Below are 17,109 nucleotides of genomic sequence, written 5' to 3'. Positions count from 1 at the left end.
TTTCTAACACCACATAAATATTTCTTTAGTACTGCCTTCGATATTGCCGCCTACATTTGTCTTCTGATTTTCAAAACGATAAACAATAATAGATGGAATACAGACAATTAGGAAACTCCGGATTACGCGTGCCGGTACTAAGCTTCGGAACGGCAACTTTTGGCGGCAGCGGCGATTTCTTTAAGGCATGGGGCGGCACACAGGCTTCGGAAGCGCGTAAAATGGTAAATCTCTGTCTTGATGCGGGCGTTAACTTTTTTGATACCGCCAATATTTATTCAAAAGGTCTGGCAGAAGAAATTCTGGGCGAAGCTATAAAAGGGTTGCAACAGAAAGTATTGATCTCCACAAAAAGCACTTTTAAAATGGGTGAGGACGTGAACGATTATGGTTCATCACGTCTGAATATTATAAAGAGTTGTGAAGATAGCCTGAAACGTTTAGGGGTCGACCATATTGATGTGTACCACATGCATGGCTTTGATGCAAATACTCCGGTGGAAGAGACTTTAAGGGCTTTGGACGATTTGGTTCAGAGCGGTAAGATCAGATACATAGCCTGTTCCAATTTTTCCGGATGGCATTTAATGAAATCACTTTCTGCATCTGAAAAACATGGCTGGTCGAGATATATCGCGCATCAGGTTTATTATTCTTTATTGAACCGGGAATACGAATGGGAGTTAATGCCTTTGGGAATAGATCAGGGAGTAGGCAGCATTATCTGGAGTCCGCTTTCGGGAGGTCAATTGTCGGGCAAGATAAACCGTAAAAATCCTGTACCTCCTGCGGGCAGCCGCTTCAGTCAATTAGGAAGTCATGGTCCCGAAGCCGATCCTGAATTGCTTTATGATATTGTGGATGCGTTGCAGGAAGTGTCGGAAGAAACAGGCAAGACGATTCCGCAGGTAGCTTTAAACTGGTTGTTACAAAGGCCGACTGTTTCCAATATTATCATTGGCGCAAGAAATGAAGAACAGCTGAAACAAAACCTTGAAGCAGTAGGGTGGAACCTGAATAAAGCACAGGTGCAAAAACTGGATGCAGCAAGTGCGGTGCCTCCTGTTTATCCCTATTGGCATCAAAGCTCCAACCCTGAATTTAATACAGCAGCTAATTTGTATGGACATTTAAATGGTTAAATTGCTGAATTGTTGAATGTTTATAATATGGAATGATTTTCGGTGCTGCATTAAAAACATTTAGCGATAAAACAAGAAAGAGCCGGAACTTGATAAAAGTTCCGGCTCTTTCTATAAGTTAAGTTCAAAGAGAAATTATTTTCCGAACATACTTCCTAATTTATCCAAAGGACTTTCACCGGCATTCCCGCCGCCAAAGCCGCCCATCATAGCGCCCAGGTCAAATTTGCCATTGATTAGCTCTTCAATTTTATCGGCAAAAAAAGGAGGCACTTTAGACTTTACAAAATCGACAGCAGCCTGAGCCGCTTTGGTTGCATCTTCTTCCGAAAGATTTGCTTTTTCTTTTATAGTGTTTATCAGCTCTTGCATTGTTATCAGATGTTAGATATTAAAAGTTAGATTTTAGATACCGTGTTTTTAAATTTTTGATTCCTGCTATTTGGAATTTGAATTTTGAAACTTGTTCTTAGTGTTTTCTACGCTGCTTTCATATACTCCAGCTTCGCATGTTCCAGTTTTGCCTTTGCATAATCCAGTGTTAGATGGAATTTGCCGTTATGGTTTTCGGAAGGCAATTCAAACATGGCATCTGTCAGAATCATTTCGCAAATAGTCCTTAAACCGCGGCCGCCCAATTTATAAGTGAAAGCTTTATCCACCATATAATCCAAAGCATCGTCATCAATTTCCAATTTGATGTTTTCGTATTCGAACAAACGTTTGTATTGACGGATCAAAGCATTTTTAGGCTCGGTAAGAATGCGGCGTAAAGTTTCTTTATCCAAAGGATTCAGATAAGTTACGACAGGCAAACGCCCCAATAATTCCGGAATCAGTCCGAAAGTGCGTAAATCCTGCGGATTCACATATTGCAGCAGATTGGTTCTGTCCAGTTTGTCCTTCTGATCCATATTTTTGAACCCGATAGTAGATGCTTCCATTCTACGGGAAATCATTTTGTCAATGCCTTCAAAAGCGCCGCCACAAATGAACAGGATGTTTTGTGTGTTTACCTTCAGTAATTTTTGTTCCGGATGCTTACGGCCGCCCTGTGGTGGAACCAGTACTTCAGAGCCTTCCAGTAATTTCAGCAAAGCCTGTTGTACGCCTTCTCCGCTTACATCACGCGTTATAGAAGGGTTATCGCTCTTACGGCCGATTTTGTCTATCTCGTCAATATAAACAATACCTTTTTCGGCAGCAGCCACATCGTAATCACATGCCTGTAATAAGCGGGACAAAATGCTTTCCACATCTTCGCCTACGTAACCTGCCTGCGTAAAAACGGTTGCATCAGCAATAGCAAAAGGCACTTGCAGGATACGTGCTACGGTTTTTGCCAATAGTGTTTTGCCGGTTCCTGTTTCACCTACCATGATGATATTTGATTTTTCAATCTCAACATCATCTGTTACCGGATGCATCAATCTTTTGTAGTGATTGTACATCGCAACCGCCATTACTTTCTTGGCATCATCCTGACCAATGATATATTGACCTAAAAATTCAGCTATTTCCTTTGGTTTGTAAACTTTATGCTTATTTACATCGTACTTTGTATTGGTCGATTTCTTAGTCTGGGCGCCTGAATCTGAAACCATTAAGTGAGCCTGTTCCGCACATTCATCACAGATATTACCTTCCAGTCCCGTAATCAGCAATGCTGCCTGACTTTCGGGCTTTCCGCAAAAGGAACATTTTCTTGAGTTATTTTGTTTAGCCATTATAATTTATCCACTGTTATTAAGCATACAAAGGTACGAATTTAAAGTTTGTGTAGAATTGTCAAATGTTTGTTGGCATCTTGCTAATAAAGTTTAAGCATGTATTTTCGCAACATGAATTGGCAAGAAATGCTTGATTATATTGTGCTTCACTGGCAACGGATAATAGAAATCGTCTCAGTAGTATTTGGTGTAACAGAGGTCCTGTTATCTTACAGAAACAATGTTTTATTGTATCCTGCCGGCATTATTTCCTGCTGCCTGTCTATTTTTCTGATGTATGAAAGTAAGCTGTATGCAGAATCAGGATTGAGCGCCTACTATTTCATCATGAGCATCTGGGGTTGGATACAATGGCAAAAACGAACCAGGACATCCACACATTTGCCAATCACAAAGGCAAACCCAAAAGACTGGGGAATTGTTACTGCTATCTGCTTGGGTGGTTTTGTGATGATATTCCTGATACTGAAGAACTTTACAGATTCTCCCGTTCCTATTATGGATGCATTTGTATCTGCAACTGCATGGTCGGGCATGTATTTACTGGCAAGGCGTAAGCTGGAAAACTGGATTTTATTGAATATCTCCAATATTGTGGCTATTCCTTTATTGTTTTACAAAGGGCTTTCGATTTATGCTTTGCTGACAATTGTTTTATTTATAGTCGCGGTTTTCGGCTATTTTAAATGGAAGCGCATTATGAAAGCCGAAAATACAGAAACTGCCTTGGGTTCATTTGATATTCAAATGAACCGATAAAAATTCAAGGCTGAAACTTTTTTCTTTCTCTGTAATATTCTACACCTGACACAATTGCAATGCCGGCAATATAAGTAAGCATATCTGTCCATGAAAAAGAAGTGCCGAGTATTATTCTTGCGATGCGGGAATGCCCCAGGCCCAGCTTGTTTACGAGTAAAAAGGCCTGTGCAAATTCTACCATAAAAGCAAATAAAAGCACGCCTATAGCAACTGCTGCTTTACTGAAATTGAAAAATGTCCTTACAAAGCAATAAATCAATACTACTACTAAAACATCGCCGATGTAAGGTCGCACAATGCGGTCATGCAAAAATACAGCGATGCATACTTCGGTTATGAAAATGACAGCCGCAAGCAGGAAATAGCCTTTATGAAATCGGAGCATGTTTATGAAAGACGAATTACAAAGCGTCTATAATCTTTTGCTGTATAGCTTTAAACTCCTGCTCTGTCAGTTTCAGTTTCGGATTGGCTATATTCATATCAGAAGGCTGATTGATGGGAATAAGGTGGATATGCGCATGCGGCACTTCAAGGCCTACTACATTGATGCCGCAACGGTTACAATCAAATGCTTTTTCTATGGCTTTGCCAATCTTTTTTGCAAAAACAATAAATGCGGCAATCGTTTCATCATCCAGATCAAATATCTTATCTACCTCTATTTTAGGAATGACCAACGTATGTCCTTCCATTAATGGAAAAATATCCAGAAAGGCATAGAACTTGTCATTCTCTGCTATTTTATAAGATGGTATTTCGCCGGCAATTATTTTTGAAAATATAGTCATGAGGAATGTGCTGATATTTACAAAAATACAAAAGAGCCTCAAACGAGACTCTTTGTTTATAAAATGTTTCTAATCAAAGATTAGATTCCGATAGAATCGATCTTGAATTTCATTTTTCCTGATGGGGCTTCAATTTCAGCAGTTTCGCCCACCGACTTGCCAAGCAATCCTTTGGCAATCGGAGAACCTACTGATATTTTGCCTGATTTTAAATCGGCTTCTGTTTCAGAAACAATCTGATATTCAAATGACTTTTTGGTTTTCGTGTTTGTAATTTTAACCTTGCTCAAAATAGATACTTTGCTTGTATCAATATCCTTCATATTTATAATGCGGGAATTGATAACTGCTGTTTCCAGTTGTGCAATTTTTGCTTCATGGTAACCTTGTGCCTCTTTCGCTGCATCATATTCTGCGTTCTCCTTCAAGTCACCTTTTTCACGCGCTTCGGCAATAGCTCTTGCAATCTCCGCTCTACCCGCAGTTTTCAATTGGGTAAGTTCATCTCTCATGTGATCCAAAGTTTCTTTCGTAACATAGTTTATATCTGCCATGTCGTATGTAGTTTTAGTTGATATTAAAAGAAACATGCAACGCATCCGACGAGGATGCGTTGCATGTGCATTTCAAAGGTAAGTAATTAATTTGAAAATCCAAAATGATAAAACGGGACTATAAAACGGCTTTTTTTATTTTTTCAACCAAAAAATAACTCATTTTATAAAGCGCCTGAACGGTATAACCGCCTATATGAGGTGTTGCGATAAAGTTAGGCATTTGCAACATTTCTTCTAATTGTAATTTCATTACACCTTCCATTTTTCCGACAGGTTCCATTTCCCACACATCTAAAGCTGCACCTTTTATTTTGCCCGATTTTAATCCGGTATATAAACTTGCCTGTTCCACAACTTTACCTCTGGAAAGGTTTAATAAAGTAAACGGCTTTTGCATCCTGTTCAGAAATCCTTCATCAAAATAATACTGGGTTTCCGTTGTCAAGGGCAAATGAAAACTTATAATGTCGGCTTGTTCCCAAATCGGTTCTATGGATTTACATTCGGTGATGCCTTCTTCTTCAAAATCATTTCTGTATTTATCCAAAGCCAGAATCTTCAGCCCTGATGTTTTTAGTTTTTTTGCAAAAGCACTCCCGTTGTTTCCATAACCGATAATACCTGCGGTTAACCCTTCAATTTCTGTACCTCTGTTTTCTTCCCTGAGCCAGATACCTTGCTGCATTTCAGTATGTGAGCTGAAAATCTTATGCTGTAAGGCCAAAAGCATTCCCAATGCCTGTTCCGCTACTGCATTGGCATTACCTTCCGGACTGCTGAAACATTGAATTCCTTTTGATTCCGCATAAGACACATCAATAATTTCCATGCCTGAACCCATGCGCCCCACCCATTTCAGTTTTGTGGCTTTATCAATGAAGGTCTTGTCAATATTCAATCTTGTGGAAGTAATAACACCTTCATAATCCCCAACAATTTCCAAAGCCTGTTGCTGTGTCGTTTCTTCTTTATAATCATATTCATAGCCCAACGTCTGCAATGTTTCCAGTAAAACATTGTGTACAGGTGCTGCAATCAGTACTTTCCTACCCATTCTTTTGATTTATAAAATCGTTATACAAGCCCACGAAATCAGTCACCAACAATTGCTCTGCTCTTTTAGTAAAAATATCCTGTTCCAGCGCTTCAGGACTGAAGATACCTTTTAACGCATTGCGCAGCATTTTTCTTCTCTGATTAAATGCCGCCTTCACTATTCTCAGAAAAACCTTTTTGTCTTCAATCTTGTAAGGGTTTTGTGCATTCGTCATTTTCAAAATGCCAGACATCACTTTCGGCGGCGGGTTGAAACATCCCGGCGGAACGTCAAACAAATATTCGGTTGTGAAAAATGCTTGTATCAGCACACTCAAAATGCCATAAACTTTACTACCTTCTTTCGATGCAACTCTTTGTGCTACTTCTTTCTGAAACATTCCGATTACTTCATCCACTTCTTCTTCCCAATCCAATATCTTAAACAGTATTTGCGTAGAAATATTGTAAGGAAAATTGCCGATGATGGAAAAATGACCTTCAAATGGTTTATCTGCTTTCAGGAAATCTTTGTGAATCAGTTTGCCTTCAATAGCAGGAAATGCTTTGGGGAGATATTCCACCTTTTCATCATCCACTTCAATGGCTTTGTAATTGGTATTTTCCCATTGCAGCAAATATTTGGTAATAGCGCCGCCACCGGGGCCAATCTCCAATAATTGCAAATTATTGAAACGATTTACCTGCTCCACGATTTTTCTGCACATGTTTTCATCATGCAGAAAATGTTGCCCCAAACTCTTTTTTAGCGTTAATGCCATTGATGGTTATTTTATAGAAATTGGTAGCTGTTGCTTATTTTGTTAATTAACAGCAAGAATAGAGAGTGTTATTTTTTGTAAAATCTTTGCCTTACATTATTACTTTCAATTACTGTGAAGGCATTTGAAAAGATTAGTGATTTGCTTTTAAGTAAAGATAAAAGAGCAGCACCTGCGAATTCAGGATCATAGCCTTTTTCCCTGAAAAAAATTACCGCAGGTGGAGTTTCTTTAGCATATTTGAAAATTAATTCACCATAATCGCTGTCGAAAGTAAGAATTATCAGATTAAGCTCTGATGCAATTTTGATTACCTCACTATCTGAAATGCCGGGCGAGTCTTCCTGAATGCTTTTGACGTCGTATCCATTCGTGCGCAGTTTTATTGTACTCGGCTTAGGGAAATTTTCATTTGCTAAAAACATACTAAGCTGAAATTGGAAAGTATAGTTCTTGTTGGATACAAGCCTTAAGATAAGCAAATACAGCTCTCAGGGATTCAACTGAAAGTGAGGGATATGATTCTAAAATTTGATACTCTGTCCAGCCTGTTGAAAGCAATTCCAGAATAAGCTCAATAGATATTCTCGTTCCTTTTATTGTTGGTTTACCAAGCAAAACCTGATTGTCAGAAACTATATATTCTTGCCAGTTCATATTGCAAATTACGATTTTTACAGTTCAGTTTAGATGTATACGAATGAGTTATTGTTTTAACAAACTCAACGTAAAAGCATTATCTGAACTTGCTGAAGTTTCAAAATCAGATTGCCGCTCTTACAGCTGCTACCATTTTCTCCGTTCTTTCAACAATTTCTGGTTCACTCCAGCCAAGATTAATCGGTGTGCAAATACAACGGCTTATCAATGCATCTGAAACCGGAAATTCTTTTGTTTCATAAACTTTCATTGCCGCCTGTAGTTCACTGCCGAAGCGGCTTAAAGATTGTGATTGCTTGAAATGTTGCCAGTTGCGGATATAATGCCAGTTATTGTCGTAATAATAAAAATTCACAATGCCTGCTGCTTTTAAATTTGCTGCAGCTTTGCGTGTTGTATCTTCATCAGGAAGGAAAAATCCTAAGAAGGTTGCTGTATCGCCGCTTTCGTCAGGCAATCTTCTAAATGAAACTTCCGGGATGGCAGACAAAGCATCCTTAAAAATCTTCTTTGTCTTTCTTTGTATTTCAAGAAAAGTATCCAGCTTTCGCAATTGTGCCAAACCTACAGCAGCATGCAATTCTGAAATACGGTAATTATAACCGAGATAAGGATGTAAATCTGCGCCACGATCAATGCCTAAATGGTCATGCCCATGATCCTGATAAGCATCACATTTTGTATAAACATCTTTGCTGTTGGTAACGATGCCCCCGCCTTCGCCGCAGGTAATGGTTTTTACGAAATCGAATGAAAATGTACCCGCGTCACCAATAGTGCCAAGGGCTTTACCTTTATAGGTGCCGCCAAAAGACTGGCAGGCATCTTCCAGAAGAATAAGGTTATGTTTGTCGCAAATAGTTTTTAGAGCATCCAAATCAGCCATAGAGCCACACATGTGCACAGGCATTACGGCTTTTGTTTTTGGTGTAATAGCTGCTTCAACCGCCGCCGGAGATAAAGTCAACGTATCGTCAATATCAACCAGAACAGGAATAGCTCCTACAGACAGTACAGATTCGAAACTTGCAACAAAAGTAAATGTAGGCATGATAATTTCGTCACCCGCACCTAAACCCAAAGCAGCCATCGCCGTTGTTAATGCTGATGTTCCGCTTGAAGTTAACTGAGCATAAGGTGCATTCAGTTTTTCGCATAATGCCAGTTCCAGTTCTTTTGCTTTCCAATGGCCGTTTCTCTGCGCGTCAAAACCGTAGCGCATCAGTATACCACTTTCTAAAACCTCATTTACTTCTTTTCGTTCCTCTGCTCCAAAAAATTCAAATCCGGGCATATTCTTAATGTGTTTTTATTGGCTGCAAAAGTAAGGAATATTAATTGCGGAAAAGATGAGACTGATTCGGGGCGATTTTTAAAATGTAAGACGTTTAATATATAATTTTGAGGCTTACATTACCGGAATATGAACATTCCCCGGAATTTTGTGTTGTGTATTAAAATGAGTCAGTTTTAATACAAAATTTCAAGTACATATTTGTTCAATAGATATTTGTTGAAAACGGACTAATAGAAACCCGTAAAATCAATAAGAAAAAGTTAAAACAAATTAAAAATTTACTTAACTCATAATGATAATGCTTTCTTTAACATAAATTTGCTGTACAATTCTATAGTTTTGAGATTGTTGCACATTTAGGACTGAAAAGGCCCTTTAAAGAAACCTTTCTTCATTTTAAATTGGTACAATTTTTAATATTTAATCCATCCAAAAACATCAAAAACTTAGTTTATGAGAAAGGCAGACATGGTTGCACGCATAGCCGATAAAACGGGAATTCCCAAGGTGGACGTTTTAGTTACTTTGGAGACCTTTTTTAAAGAAGTCAAAACATCTCTTACCGATGGAGAAGCCGTCTATGTAAGAGGTTTTGGGAGTTTTATCGTTAAAAAAAGAGCAGCTAAAATAGGCCGTAATATAAAAAAGAATGTAGCTGTTGAAATTCCGGAGCATTTTATTCCGGCATTTAAACCGGCAAAAGAGTTTATGCAGACCGTAAAAGAACATGCAACCAAAGAAACTGACGGAACTGAGGAAGAATAATTTTTGATTCAGACAAAGAAATTTTAAAACTGCGGCCTTGATTTTAAGGTTGCAGTTTTTTTTGATGTTCTATCACTGACTTATTGGAGAATACTCAATAAGTTAATTTATAACCTTATCTGCGCAGCAGCTGCTTGCAAATGCTTCAGGTTTGGCTTTGAATGCAAAGCCCATTCCGAGGATATAACCGGTAGCTTCTCTCAATGCTTCGTTGCTTTTGAATTGAGGATTCGTATTAATATCAGCATGAACTTCCATATCCACATCATAAGTAGTGAATAGATCACAAAGCTCATACGCAATTTCAATGCTCATCGCAACTTCCGTAAGCATTCTTTCTTTTAAGGAAAATGGATGATGCGAACGTTCGTTATGAATAAACATAAACCCGCCGTGTTTTTCTCTCAGGAATACAATGACTGTAGCAAAGTCGGTATGTGCACCATGTACCTGAGAGTCGGTGCCGATGCATACCTTTAGTTTATATCCTGCTTTTGTTTCGCGCACAATAGCTTGTTCTACAGCCGTCTTAATCGGCAACGTAATACTATCACCTTTAAAAGTTCTCCAACGCATAGAAAATTGTGTTTTGATTTGAAAATATTACTAAAGTTACCCATAAAAACAAAGGAGTGCAGGTTTTGTGATATTATGAAAAGATGAATTGCACAAGTTATAAACATTTTAACGGCATGAATATCGCTTGTTTGTTTTCAAGGGTTCGTGCAATTATCAGTAAGTGAAAAACTTAGCTTACCAAACCCTGAATTTATGCACATCTGTGTATTACTTTTTAAGTCAAGATGCAAAAGCTGTATTATTTTCGAACAGGAAAATCAAGAAACAAACTATGGAACTGGAATTATTGATGCCGCATGTTGAAGCGCTTATTTTTGCAAGCGACCGTCCTTTGCCTCAAATGGAAATGGTGGAACTATTGGGGAATGTTATAGATGAGCCTTTGGAATCTGATAAAATTTCTGTTTGCCTTGAAGCGGTAAGAGATAAATATAATACGGATTATTATCCTTTTGAATTGAGAGAAACCGGTGGTGGTTATCAGTTTCTTACAAAGAAAACCTATCATCAGACTGTAATGCAGCTGAATGGTGATAAATATATCAAGAAACTTTCTTCTTCCGCAATGGAGACATTGGCTATTATTACTTACAAGCAGCCCATTACAAAATCGGAAATTGAGTTTATCCGTGGCGTAAGTTCTGATTATTCTATCCAGAAATTGCTGGAAAAAGAATTGATTGTAATTGCAGGACGTAATGAAGATGCTGTGGGCAAACCATTGATTTATGCCACCACAAAGAATTTCATGGATTATCTCGGCGTGAACAGCACCAATGATTTGCCTAAATTAAATGAAGTGGCAAATTCTGAAATTGTATTCCCGACAAAAGGCGAAGAAGCTATTCCTGATGAGCACATCAGCGGCAAGCTGATGGTGGATGATTCGGGAGAATTGAGGATGGAAAAAGATGAAGATGATGCAAATGATAAGGAAGCTGAAAATGATACGGAGGAATTCGGAGTATAATCTTTGATTTCTGAATAAAATAAAAAAGCCTGCACTCTGAATGAATGCAGGCTTTTCTTATGCAGGGAATTTTATTCTGCCGAACCGCCTTTCGGCTTTGCAGCTGCTGTCCTGAACAACATGATATCCCTGTCAAATAAATAAATGCCACTTTTATCATCGCCCACTAATTCTAATTTATCGTTTAAAGTGCGTGCCAGTCTTTCTTCTTCAATCTGCTCAGAAACATACCATTGCAGGAAATTGTGTGTTGAAAAATCTTTTTCCCTTAAAGCAAGATCTACTATGTCATTAATGCTTTCCGAAACTTTTACCTCATGTTTCAATAGCTCCTGGAAAACACGGGTCAAAGATTGAAAAGTGATATTTGGCTGAGGCAAAGCCGGTACTACTGCAAATCCGCCACGTTCATTGATATAACGAATCAGCTTCAGCATGTGAATACGTTCTTCATCAGATTGTTTGTAGAAAAAGTCGGTCACGCCGTCAAGTCCCGGCTGAATCTCAGACCATGATGCCATAGCTAAATATGCTTGTGAAGATTCGGCTTCCATAGCCACTTGTCTGTTAAGTGCTTCCTGAATTACTTTTGATAACATAGCTTGAATATTTTTAGTTCTTAAGTTTAATCTTGCCCGGAGTATTGATAATGATTTGGAAGATTACGCTTGTTTCCAACAAAATAAAGGTAAAGAAAAATTATGCTTTCGGATGCATCATGCCGTTATAAATCATTTGGATGGCGAGATAGGTTACAACAATGGCAAAGCCGTAACGCAACCATTTGGTTTGAGCTTTTACTAATATTTTTGCGCCAAACATAGCGCCAATCAAAACACCTAACATAACAGGCGCTGCAATGCCCGGATTGATATAACCTTTCTGGAAATAAATAACCGCACTTGCTGCCGCAGTAACGCCAATCATGAAATTACTGGTAGTAGTGGAAACTTTAAAAGGAACACGCATGATATTGTCCATTGCCAAAACCTTTAATGCCCCGGAGCCGATGCCCAGCAAACCCGACATTATACCTGCTATCAGCATCATAAACCATCCGCCGATAACATTTCGTACGGTGTAAAAACTAATGCCTTCGTGCGTAGGGTAGCTTCCGTTCAGTTTAAATGTCTTTGACCATTTTTGCGGTGTGCCGTGGTCTTCATGGTTTATTTTTTTCTTTAAAGACATGAAAGCAGAAAACAAAAGAATCAATCCGAAAATAATTCTCAGGATATTAGGGTCTAAATAATTAGTGAGAAAAGCACCTGCAACTACTGCTCCTAAAGTGGTGGCTATTTCAAGAAACATACCGATACGCATATTAGTTATGCCTTCTTTTACATAAGCTGCCGCTGCTCCCGAAGATGTTGCAATAACAGATACCAATCCTGCTCCGATAGCATAATGAAAATCAACACCAAGACCTAATGTAAGCAAGGGAATAATAATAACTGCACCTCCAAGGCCTGTAAGCGCGCCTAATAATCCGGCCAGAAAAGAACCTAAAAACGATATGATGGAAAATGTAAGTACCGACATGAGCCAGTAAAGGTAGAAGTCAAACGTTAAAAGTCAAAATGAAATCCAAAGCCCGGATTTCAAAAACTAAATTTCAGCTTCTGATTTAGGCATCAGCTCTTTGATTCCTGAAAAATCAAGGTACCGGATCGTGTCCGTGACCTCCCCACGGATTACAGGATGCAATTCTTTTCAAAGCCATCCAGCCGCCTTTGAAAGCGCCGTATTTTTGAATGGCTTCAACTCCGTATTGCGAACAGGTAGGTGTATAGCGGCAATTAGCCCCCAAAACAGGAGATAGTATTTTTTGGTAAGCCCTTATTAATAATATGAAGAATACTTTGAACATATTGAATTCTGACAACAACCAATCTAATATCTGAAATCTAAATACTAATATCAGTCTTCAATTTAGGTATTAACTTTTGCTGCAATTTCAGCACAGCTTTTTTAGCCTCCTCAAAGGTAAGCAATGGTTCACCTGTATAGATTAAGAAACAGTGTAATTGTTGGTTTTGGGGCATTGCTTCATAAAGCGGATGCTTTTGCAAACGCCAGGCTTCTTTCAGCAACCGGCGTACCCTGTTGCGTCCGACGGCTTTTTTAATTCTTTTTTTTGGAATGCTGAAGCCCACTTGCACCGGCGAGGCAGATGCATCCGATAATGGAATGAGGCGATAAACAATGCGCAACGGGAAAACAGAAAACGCCTCTCCGGTTTGGAAAAGCGTTTCAATTTGTTTACGCAGCTTCAATCTTTCAATTGCTTGCAGCGTGTACCGTTGCTGAATACTATTGGTACTCAAGATGAACGGTATTTAGAATTTGAAATGATTTTATTTCAAACGAAGCTCGTCAGAAACAGTAAGTTTCTTACGTCCTTTTTTACGGCGTGCAGCTAATACTTTACGTCCGTTAGCGGTTTCCATACGTTTACGGAATCCGTGAACTGTTTTACGACGACGACGTGAAGGTTGATAAGTACGTTTCATAATATTCTTTTATTAAGCAATTTCTTTACAATAAAAAATGCAACCCTCCTCGGCAACATTTTTCAAAAGGAATGCAAAGGTATAAGTAAATTTCTGAATGGCAAAAATAAATTTACACAATCTTGCCAAAGCAAAAAATGTCCGGAATATTTACCAGATAAAGCAAAATTATGCTAATCTACTCACTAATCAGTTTTCATTACGAAAACATAGTGTAAACGTTGTCAAGAAAAAAATCTACGCTTTCAAGAAAATTATCCTGAGAAAACCCAAACTGACAGACATTTGAAATGCAATACGTACGATACATTGAGGCGGTGCACAGTCTTAAATAATTGTACTGATTAATTTAACCAACTAAACAAAAAAACTAATGAAAACCAGATTAATGTCCCTATTGGCAATTATTTGCCTTGCTTTTTCTTTTACTTCTTTTGGACAAGAACAAGCAACACAGAACACAATAACAAGAACAACCTGTCCAATAAGCGGTAATGGCTGCTATGACGGCGGAACAGTTACCTTAAAAATGATATCAACAAGCTCCGGTACAGGAGGACTGGCTTCAACAAATTCATATCTTGCCGGAGATACAAAACAACATTTGGCTCTGTGTAAATATATTAAAGTGACTATTGGTGCTACAGGTTATACAAACTCAGCACCTCTTCCGGCCTTGCCTACAGTAATTAACGATGTGGTTACAATCGATGTGTATAACACATCAATGACTGATGAATATACGGTTTATATTAAAAAGATAGCAGATAAGCAATTTACAATGTCTGTTGCTCATAATGTTCTATAGAACTAAGTGAAAAATTTAAGCATAGGTAGTTGCACTACCTATGCTTTTTTTATAATTAATACCCTATATTCAATCTGATGTAATCCTATTTTTATTATTTTGGCTTCTGATTTTGCTGAATTTCCATAAACACTACTCATGAAACGTATTTTTTACAGTATTTTACTACTCATATCGCTTTATTCCTGCGGCAAGAAAGACAAATTTGAATGCGGTGTCCAAAATGAAATGGCGCCCGCAGACGATAGCAGTTCCTTATTTATTCCCAATGCATTTTCGCCGGATGGGAATGGGTTAAATGATGTTTTCGTTCCATTTACGAGAAATATGGATTCTGTTCATTTTGCAGTTTATGATACTGATAACAGATTAATATTTGAAACTCATGAATTGTACAAGGGCTGGATGCCGGATAATGCTGAATCCGGATTGACCTTATACCATTATAAAGTAATGGCGAAAAGCCATCAGGGATATACTTACAACCGTTGCGGTGACTTCTATGTTTATAAATGTTTACCAAAAGGATTTGATGCTTCGACTTTGGTCTTTGGAGACCAGTATGACCCAAATGCGCCAGATGGTTATTTGAAAGGTTCTTCTGCAGAAACCTTTTTGCTTTGTAAATAATATAGCCGTTAGTAATAATTAAAATGTCCGGACAGCATTGTCCGGACATTTTAATTATTGATATGACATTTTTAAAACCTCATCAATTTCTCCACACTTTCTCCCAATCTCTTCTTCGCCAGAAAGTTTTGCTCCAGTTCGATAGCAAAAGGAACAGGCGTATCCAGGCTTGCACAACGTATAATAGGCGCATCAAGATATTGGAAACAATTTTCAGAAATCCATGCACTCAATTCACCGCCAATGCCGCCGATTAAAGTGTCTTCATGGAGTAATAAAACCTTTCCTGTTGCCATTACTGCCTCTTTTATGGCATCGTAATCCAACGGCAATAAAGTGCGCAGATCAAGAATGTAAATCGATAATTCAGGATGCTGTTTAGCATAGTCTGCCGCCCAATGAACACCACTGCCATAAGTAATAATGGTCATGTCTTCACCTTCCTGAACCACTTTTGCCTTACCTATTTCAATCGTATAATACTCGTCAGGAACCATACCGCTGATGCTTCTGTACAATGCTTTATGCTCAAAGAACATAACCGGGTTCGGATCTTCAAAAGAAGCTAACAACAGGCCCTTGGCATCTTCAGGAGTAGAAGGATAAACTACTTTCAATCCGGGAGTATGCGTAAACCATGCTTCATTGCTTTGGGAATGGAAAGGGCCTGCACCTACGCCACCGCCCGTTGGCATACGGACAACTACATCTGCATTTTGCCCCCAGCGATAATAGATTTTGGCAAGGTTATTTATAATCTGATTGAAGCCAACCGTAACAAAATCGGCAAATTGCATCTCCATCATGGATTTAAAACCTTTGATAGATAAACCCAACGCTGTTCCTACAATTGCACTTTCGCATAAAGGTGTATTTCTTACACGTCCTTTACCAAAATCTTCGACTAATCCTTCCGTCAATTTAAAAGCACCGCCATACTCGGCAATATCTTGCCCCATCAGGATAAGGTTGTCATGTTTTTCCATTGCCTGACGCATGCCTTCACTTAGTGCCTGAATCATTTTCTTTTCAGATTTGGGCATAGCGGAAGTATCTGTATTTGCCGCCTTAAAAGGTTTGTAAACATCTGCAACTTCCTCTTCTGTATTCGCAACAATTGCAGGAGCAGCAAAGCCGATTTCCAGACCGGCTTCAATTTCCTGTTGAATTGTTTGCTTAATGGCTTCTATCTTTTCAGGTGTCAGGACTTTTTCATTCAACAGAAAATCTTCATAGTTCTTAACCGGATCTTTCTTGCCCCATTCTTCAAACAATTCTTTGGGTACATATTTGGTGCCGCTTGCCTCTTCATGCCCGCGCATACGAAAGGTCATGGCTTCGATTAAAATCGGCTTTTGCTCTGTAATGCAATATTGACGCGCTTCCTGAACGGTTTTATATACTTCCAGAAGATTATTGCCATCAATTACAATACTCTTCATTCCATAACCTATGCCCTTATCTGCCAGTTGTTTGCAGACAAACTGTTCGTTGATGGGTGTACTTAAGCCATAACCATTGTTTTCAATCATGAAAATAACCGGCAGTCCCCATACGGCAGCAGTATTCAGCGCTTCATGGAAGTCGCCTTCGCTCGTTCCGCCGTCACCCGAAAATGCAAGAGATATTTTGTTTTCTTTACGCAGTTTATGAGCCAGGGCAATACCATCGGCAATTGCCAGTTGAGGGCCGAGGTGCGATATCATACCGCAAATATGATGTTTGTTGCTTCCAAAGTGAAAAGAGCGCTCGCGGCCTTTACTAAAGCCTTCTTTTTTTCCCTGCCATTGCAGAAACAATTCTGCAAAAGACATTTTACGTGCTGTAAAGACTCCCAGGTTTCTATGCAGCGGCATGATATATTCATCACTGTCCATTGCCATAGTAGCGCCAATTGAAATGGCTTCCTGGCCAATACCGCTAAACCATTTGCTCACCCTTCCCTGACGGAGCAGGATCAACATTTTTTCCTCAATCATACGAGGTTTAATGATTTCACTGTAAAGGCTTAATAACAAATCATCCGACAAGCCTTGGCGGGAAAACTGCATATATTCGAAATTTGGCGCAAAGGTAAAAGAAAATTGC

23 protein-coding genes are annotated in these 17,109 nt (G+C 38.8%); 6 read left to right on the top strand and 17 right to left on the bottom strand.

The window, feature by feature from the left end; translation table 11 throughout:
• Positions 1-92 precede the first annotated feature (92 nt).
• Positions 93-1,142, top strand: coding sequence for an aldo/keto reductase (locus F0919_RS06330; RefSeq protein ID WP_150031860.1), 1,050 nt, complete (start codon positions 93-95; stop codon positions 1,140-1,142).
• Between the two features lie 135 nt (positions 1,143-1,277).
• Here the strand turns inward: F0919_RS06330 and F0919_RS06325 are convergent, their stop codons facing one another.
• Positions 1,278-1,514, bottom strand: a complete 237-nt coding sequence (locus tag F0919_RS06325; RefSeq protein ID WP_150031859.1) for a hypothetical protein — start codon at positions 1,512-1,514, stop codon at positions 1,278-1,280.
• Between the two features lie 107 nt (positions 1,515-1,621).
• Positions 1,622-2,869, bottom strand: coding sequence for an ATP-dependent Clp protease ATP-binding subunit ClpX (clpX, locus tag F0919_RS06320; RefSeq protein WP_150031858.1), 1,248 nt, complete (start codon positions 2,867-2,869; stop codon positions 1,622-1,624).
• 114 nt (positions 2,870-2,983) lie between these two features.
• On the opposite strand from clpX, the gene pnuC reads away from it, so the two are divergent.
• Positions 2,984-3,631, top strand: coding sequence for a nicotinamide riboside transporter PnuC (gene pnuC / locus F0919_RS06315; RefSeq protein WP_150031857.1), 648 nt, complete (start codon positions 2,984-2,986; stop codon positions 3,629-3,631).
• Between the two features lie 4 nt (positions 3,632-3,635).
• Here pnuC and F0919_RS06310 read toward each other — a convergent pair whose 3' ends face one another.
• From F0919_RS06310 to F0919_RS06275, 8 genes are all read right to left on the bottom strand, one after another.
• Complete coding sequence (locus tag F0919_RS06310) at positions 3,636-4,019, bottom strand: ribosomal maturation YjgA family protein (protein WP_150031856.1); 384 nt, start codon at positions 4,017-4,019, stop codon at positions 3,636-3,638.
• A gap of 16 nt (positions 4,020-4,035) precedes the next feature.
• A complete protein-coding gene (locus F0919_RS06305) occupies positions 4,036-4,425 on the bottom strand; it encodes an HIT family protein (protein WP_150031855.1) in 390 nt (129 codons plus the stop codon).
• An 80-nt stretch (positions 4,426-4,505) separates the two neighbouring features.
• Positions 4,506-4,979, bottom strand: coding sequence for a transcription elongation factor GreA (greA, locus tag F0919_RS06300; protein ID WP_150031854.1), 474 nt, complete (start codon positions 4,977-4,979; stop codon positions 4,506-4,508).
• A gap of 118 nt (positions 4,980-5,097) precedes the next feature.
• Complete coding sequence (locus tag F0919_RS06295) at positions 5,098-6,036, bottom strand: NAD(P)-dependent oxidoreductase (RefSeq protein WP_150031853.1); 939 nt, start codon at positions 6,034-6,036, stop codon at positions 5,098-5,100.
• Entirely contained in the window at positions 6,029-6,799 is a 771-nt protein-coding gene (rsmA, locus tag F0919_RS06290) for a 16S rRNA (adenine(1518)-N(6)/adenine(1519)-N(6))-dimethyltransferase RsmA (protein WP_150031852.1), read from the bottom strand. Before rsmA ends, F0919_RS06295 begins: the two co-directional genes overlap by 8 nt.
• Before the next feature lie 68 nt (positions 6,800-6,867).
• Complete coding sequence (locus F0919_RS06285) at positions 6,868-7,224, bottom strand: DUF5615 family PIN-like protein (RefSeq protein WP_150031851.1); 357 nt, start codon at positions 7,222-7,224, stop codon at positions 6,868-6,870.
• A 1-nt stretch (position 7,225) separates the two neighbouring features.
• Entirely contained in the window at positions 7,226-7,456 is a 231-nt protein-coding gene (locus F0919_RS06280) for a DUF433 domain-containing protein (RefSeq protein ID WP_150031850.1), read from the bottom strand.
• A 106-nt stretch (positions 7,457-7,562) separates the two neighbouring features.
• Entirely contained in the window at positions 7,563-8,753 is a 1,191-nt protein-coding gene (locus tag F0919_RS06275; RefSeq protein WP_150031849.1) for a DegT/DnrJ/EryC1/StrS family aminotransferase, read from the bottom strand.
• 456 nt (positions 8,754-9,209) lie between these two features.
• On the opposite strand from F0919_RS06275, the gene F0919_RS06270 reads away from it, so the two are divergent.
• Complete coding sequence (locus tag F0919_RS06270; RefSeq protein ID WP_150031848.1) at positions 9,210-9,521, top strand: HU family DNA-binding protein; 312 nt, start codon at positions 9,210-9,212, stop codon at positions 9,519-9,521.
• A gap of 102 nt (positions 9,522-9,623) precedes the next feature.
• Here F0919_RS06270 and F0919_RS06265 read toward each other — a convergent pair whose 3' ends face one another.
• Positions 9,624-10,097 (bottom strand): ribonuclease H-like YkuK family protein, encoded by a 474-nt coding sequence (locus F0919_RS06265; RefSeq protein WP_150031847.1) that lies wholly within the window; start codon positions 10,095-10,097, stop codon positions 9,624-9,626.
• 163 nt (positions 10,098-10,260) lie between these two features.
• Between F0919_RS06265 and scpB the strand changes: the two genes are divergently transcribed.
• Positions 10,261-11,070 carry an SMC-Scp complex subunit ScpB gene (gene scpB / locus F0919_RS06260; protein WP_235903466.1) on the top strand — a complete coding sequence of 270 codons (810 nt, stop codon included), beginning with the start codon at positions 10,261-10,263 and terminating at the stop codon, positions 11,068-11,070.
• A gap of 71 nt (positions 11,071-11,141) precedes the next feature.
• Here scpB and F0919_RS06255 read toward each other — a convergent pair whose 3' ends face one another.
• The 5 genes from F0919_RS06255 to rpmH all read right to left on the bottom strand — a co-directional run bounded on the left by F0919_RS06255 (position 11,142) and on the right by rpmH (position 13,583).
• Positions 11,142-11,669 carry a ferritin gene (locus tag F0919_RS06255; protein WP_150031846.1) on the bottom strand — a complete coding sequence of 176 codons (528 nt, stop codon included), beginning with the start codon at positions 11,667-11,669 and terminating at the stop codon, positions 11,142-11,144.
• Positions 11,670-11,769: 100 nt separating this feature from the next.
• Positions 11,770-12,612, bottom strand: a complete 843-nt coding sequence (locus tag F0919_RS06250; protein WP_150031845.1) for a sulfite exporter TauE/SafE family protein — start codon at positions 12,610-12,612, stop codon at positions 11,770-11,772.
• A gap of 115 nt (positions 12,613-12,727) precedes the next feature.
• Positions 12,728-12,940 carry a membrane protein insertion efficiency factor YidD gene (gene yidD, locus F0919_RS06245; protein ID WP_150031844.1) on the bottom strand — a complete coding sequence of 71 codons (213 nt, stop codon included), beginning with the start codon at positions 12,938-12,940 and terminating at the stop codon, positions 12,728-12,730.
• A gap of 37 nt (positions 12,941-12,977) precedes the next feature.
• Positions 12,978-13,397, bottom strand: coding sequence for a ribonuclease P protein component (gene rnpA, locus F0919_RS06240; protein WP_190277288.1), 420 nt, complete (start codon positions 13,395-13,397; stop codon positions 12,978-12,980).
• A gap of 30 nt (positions 13,398-13,427) precedes the next feature.
• Positions 13,428-13,583 carry a 50S ribosomal protein L34 gene (gene rpmH, locus F0919_RS06235; RefSeq protein WP_150031842.1) on the bottom strand — a complete coding sequence of 52 codons (156 nt, stop codon included), beginning with the start codon at positions 13,581-13,583 and terminating at the stop codon, positions 13,428-13,430.
• A 373-nt stretch (positions 13,584-13,956) separates the two neighbouring features.
• On the opposite strand from rpmH, the gene F0919_RS06230 reads away from it, so the two are divergent.
• Together F0919_RS06230 and F0919_RS06225 are read left to right on the top strand one after the other, a co-directional pair.
• Complete coding sequence (locus F0919_RS06230) at positions 13,957-14,391, top strand: hypothetical protein (RefSeq protein ID WP_150031841.1); 435 nt, start codon at positions 13,957-13,959, stop codon at positions 14,389-14,391.
• 138 nt (positions 14,392-14,529) lie between these two features.
• Entirely contained in the window at positions 14,530-15,021 is a 492-nt protein-coding gene (locus F0919_RS06225) for a gliding motility-associated C-terminal domain-containing protein (RefSeq protein ID WP_150031840.1), read from the top strand.
• Between the two features lie 71 nt (positions 15,022-15,092).
• Here F0919_RS06225 and F0919_RS06220 read toward each other — a convergent pair whose 3' ends face one another.
• The gene (locus tag F0919_RS06220; RefSeq protein WP_150031839.1) at positions 15,093-17,072 is read right to left on the bottom strand and encodes an alpha-ketoacid dehydrogenase subunit alpha/beta; all 1,980 of its coding nucleotides are present in this window, start codon (positions 17,070-17,072) and stop codon (positions 15,093-15,095) included.
• Positions 17,073-17,109 lie beyond the last annotated feature (37 nt).

Source organism: Taibaiella lutea (genome assembly GCF_008629695.1).
GTDB lineage: Bacteria > Bacteroidota > Bacteroidia > Chitinophagales > Chitinophagaceae > Taibaiella > Taibaiella lutea.
The sequence above is the reverse complement of the archived record's forward strand: the minus strand, read 5'-3'. Positions and strand labels throughout refer to the sequence as shown.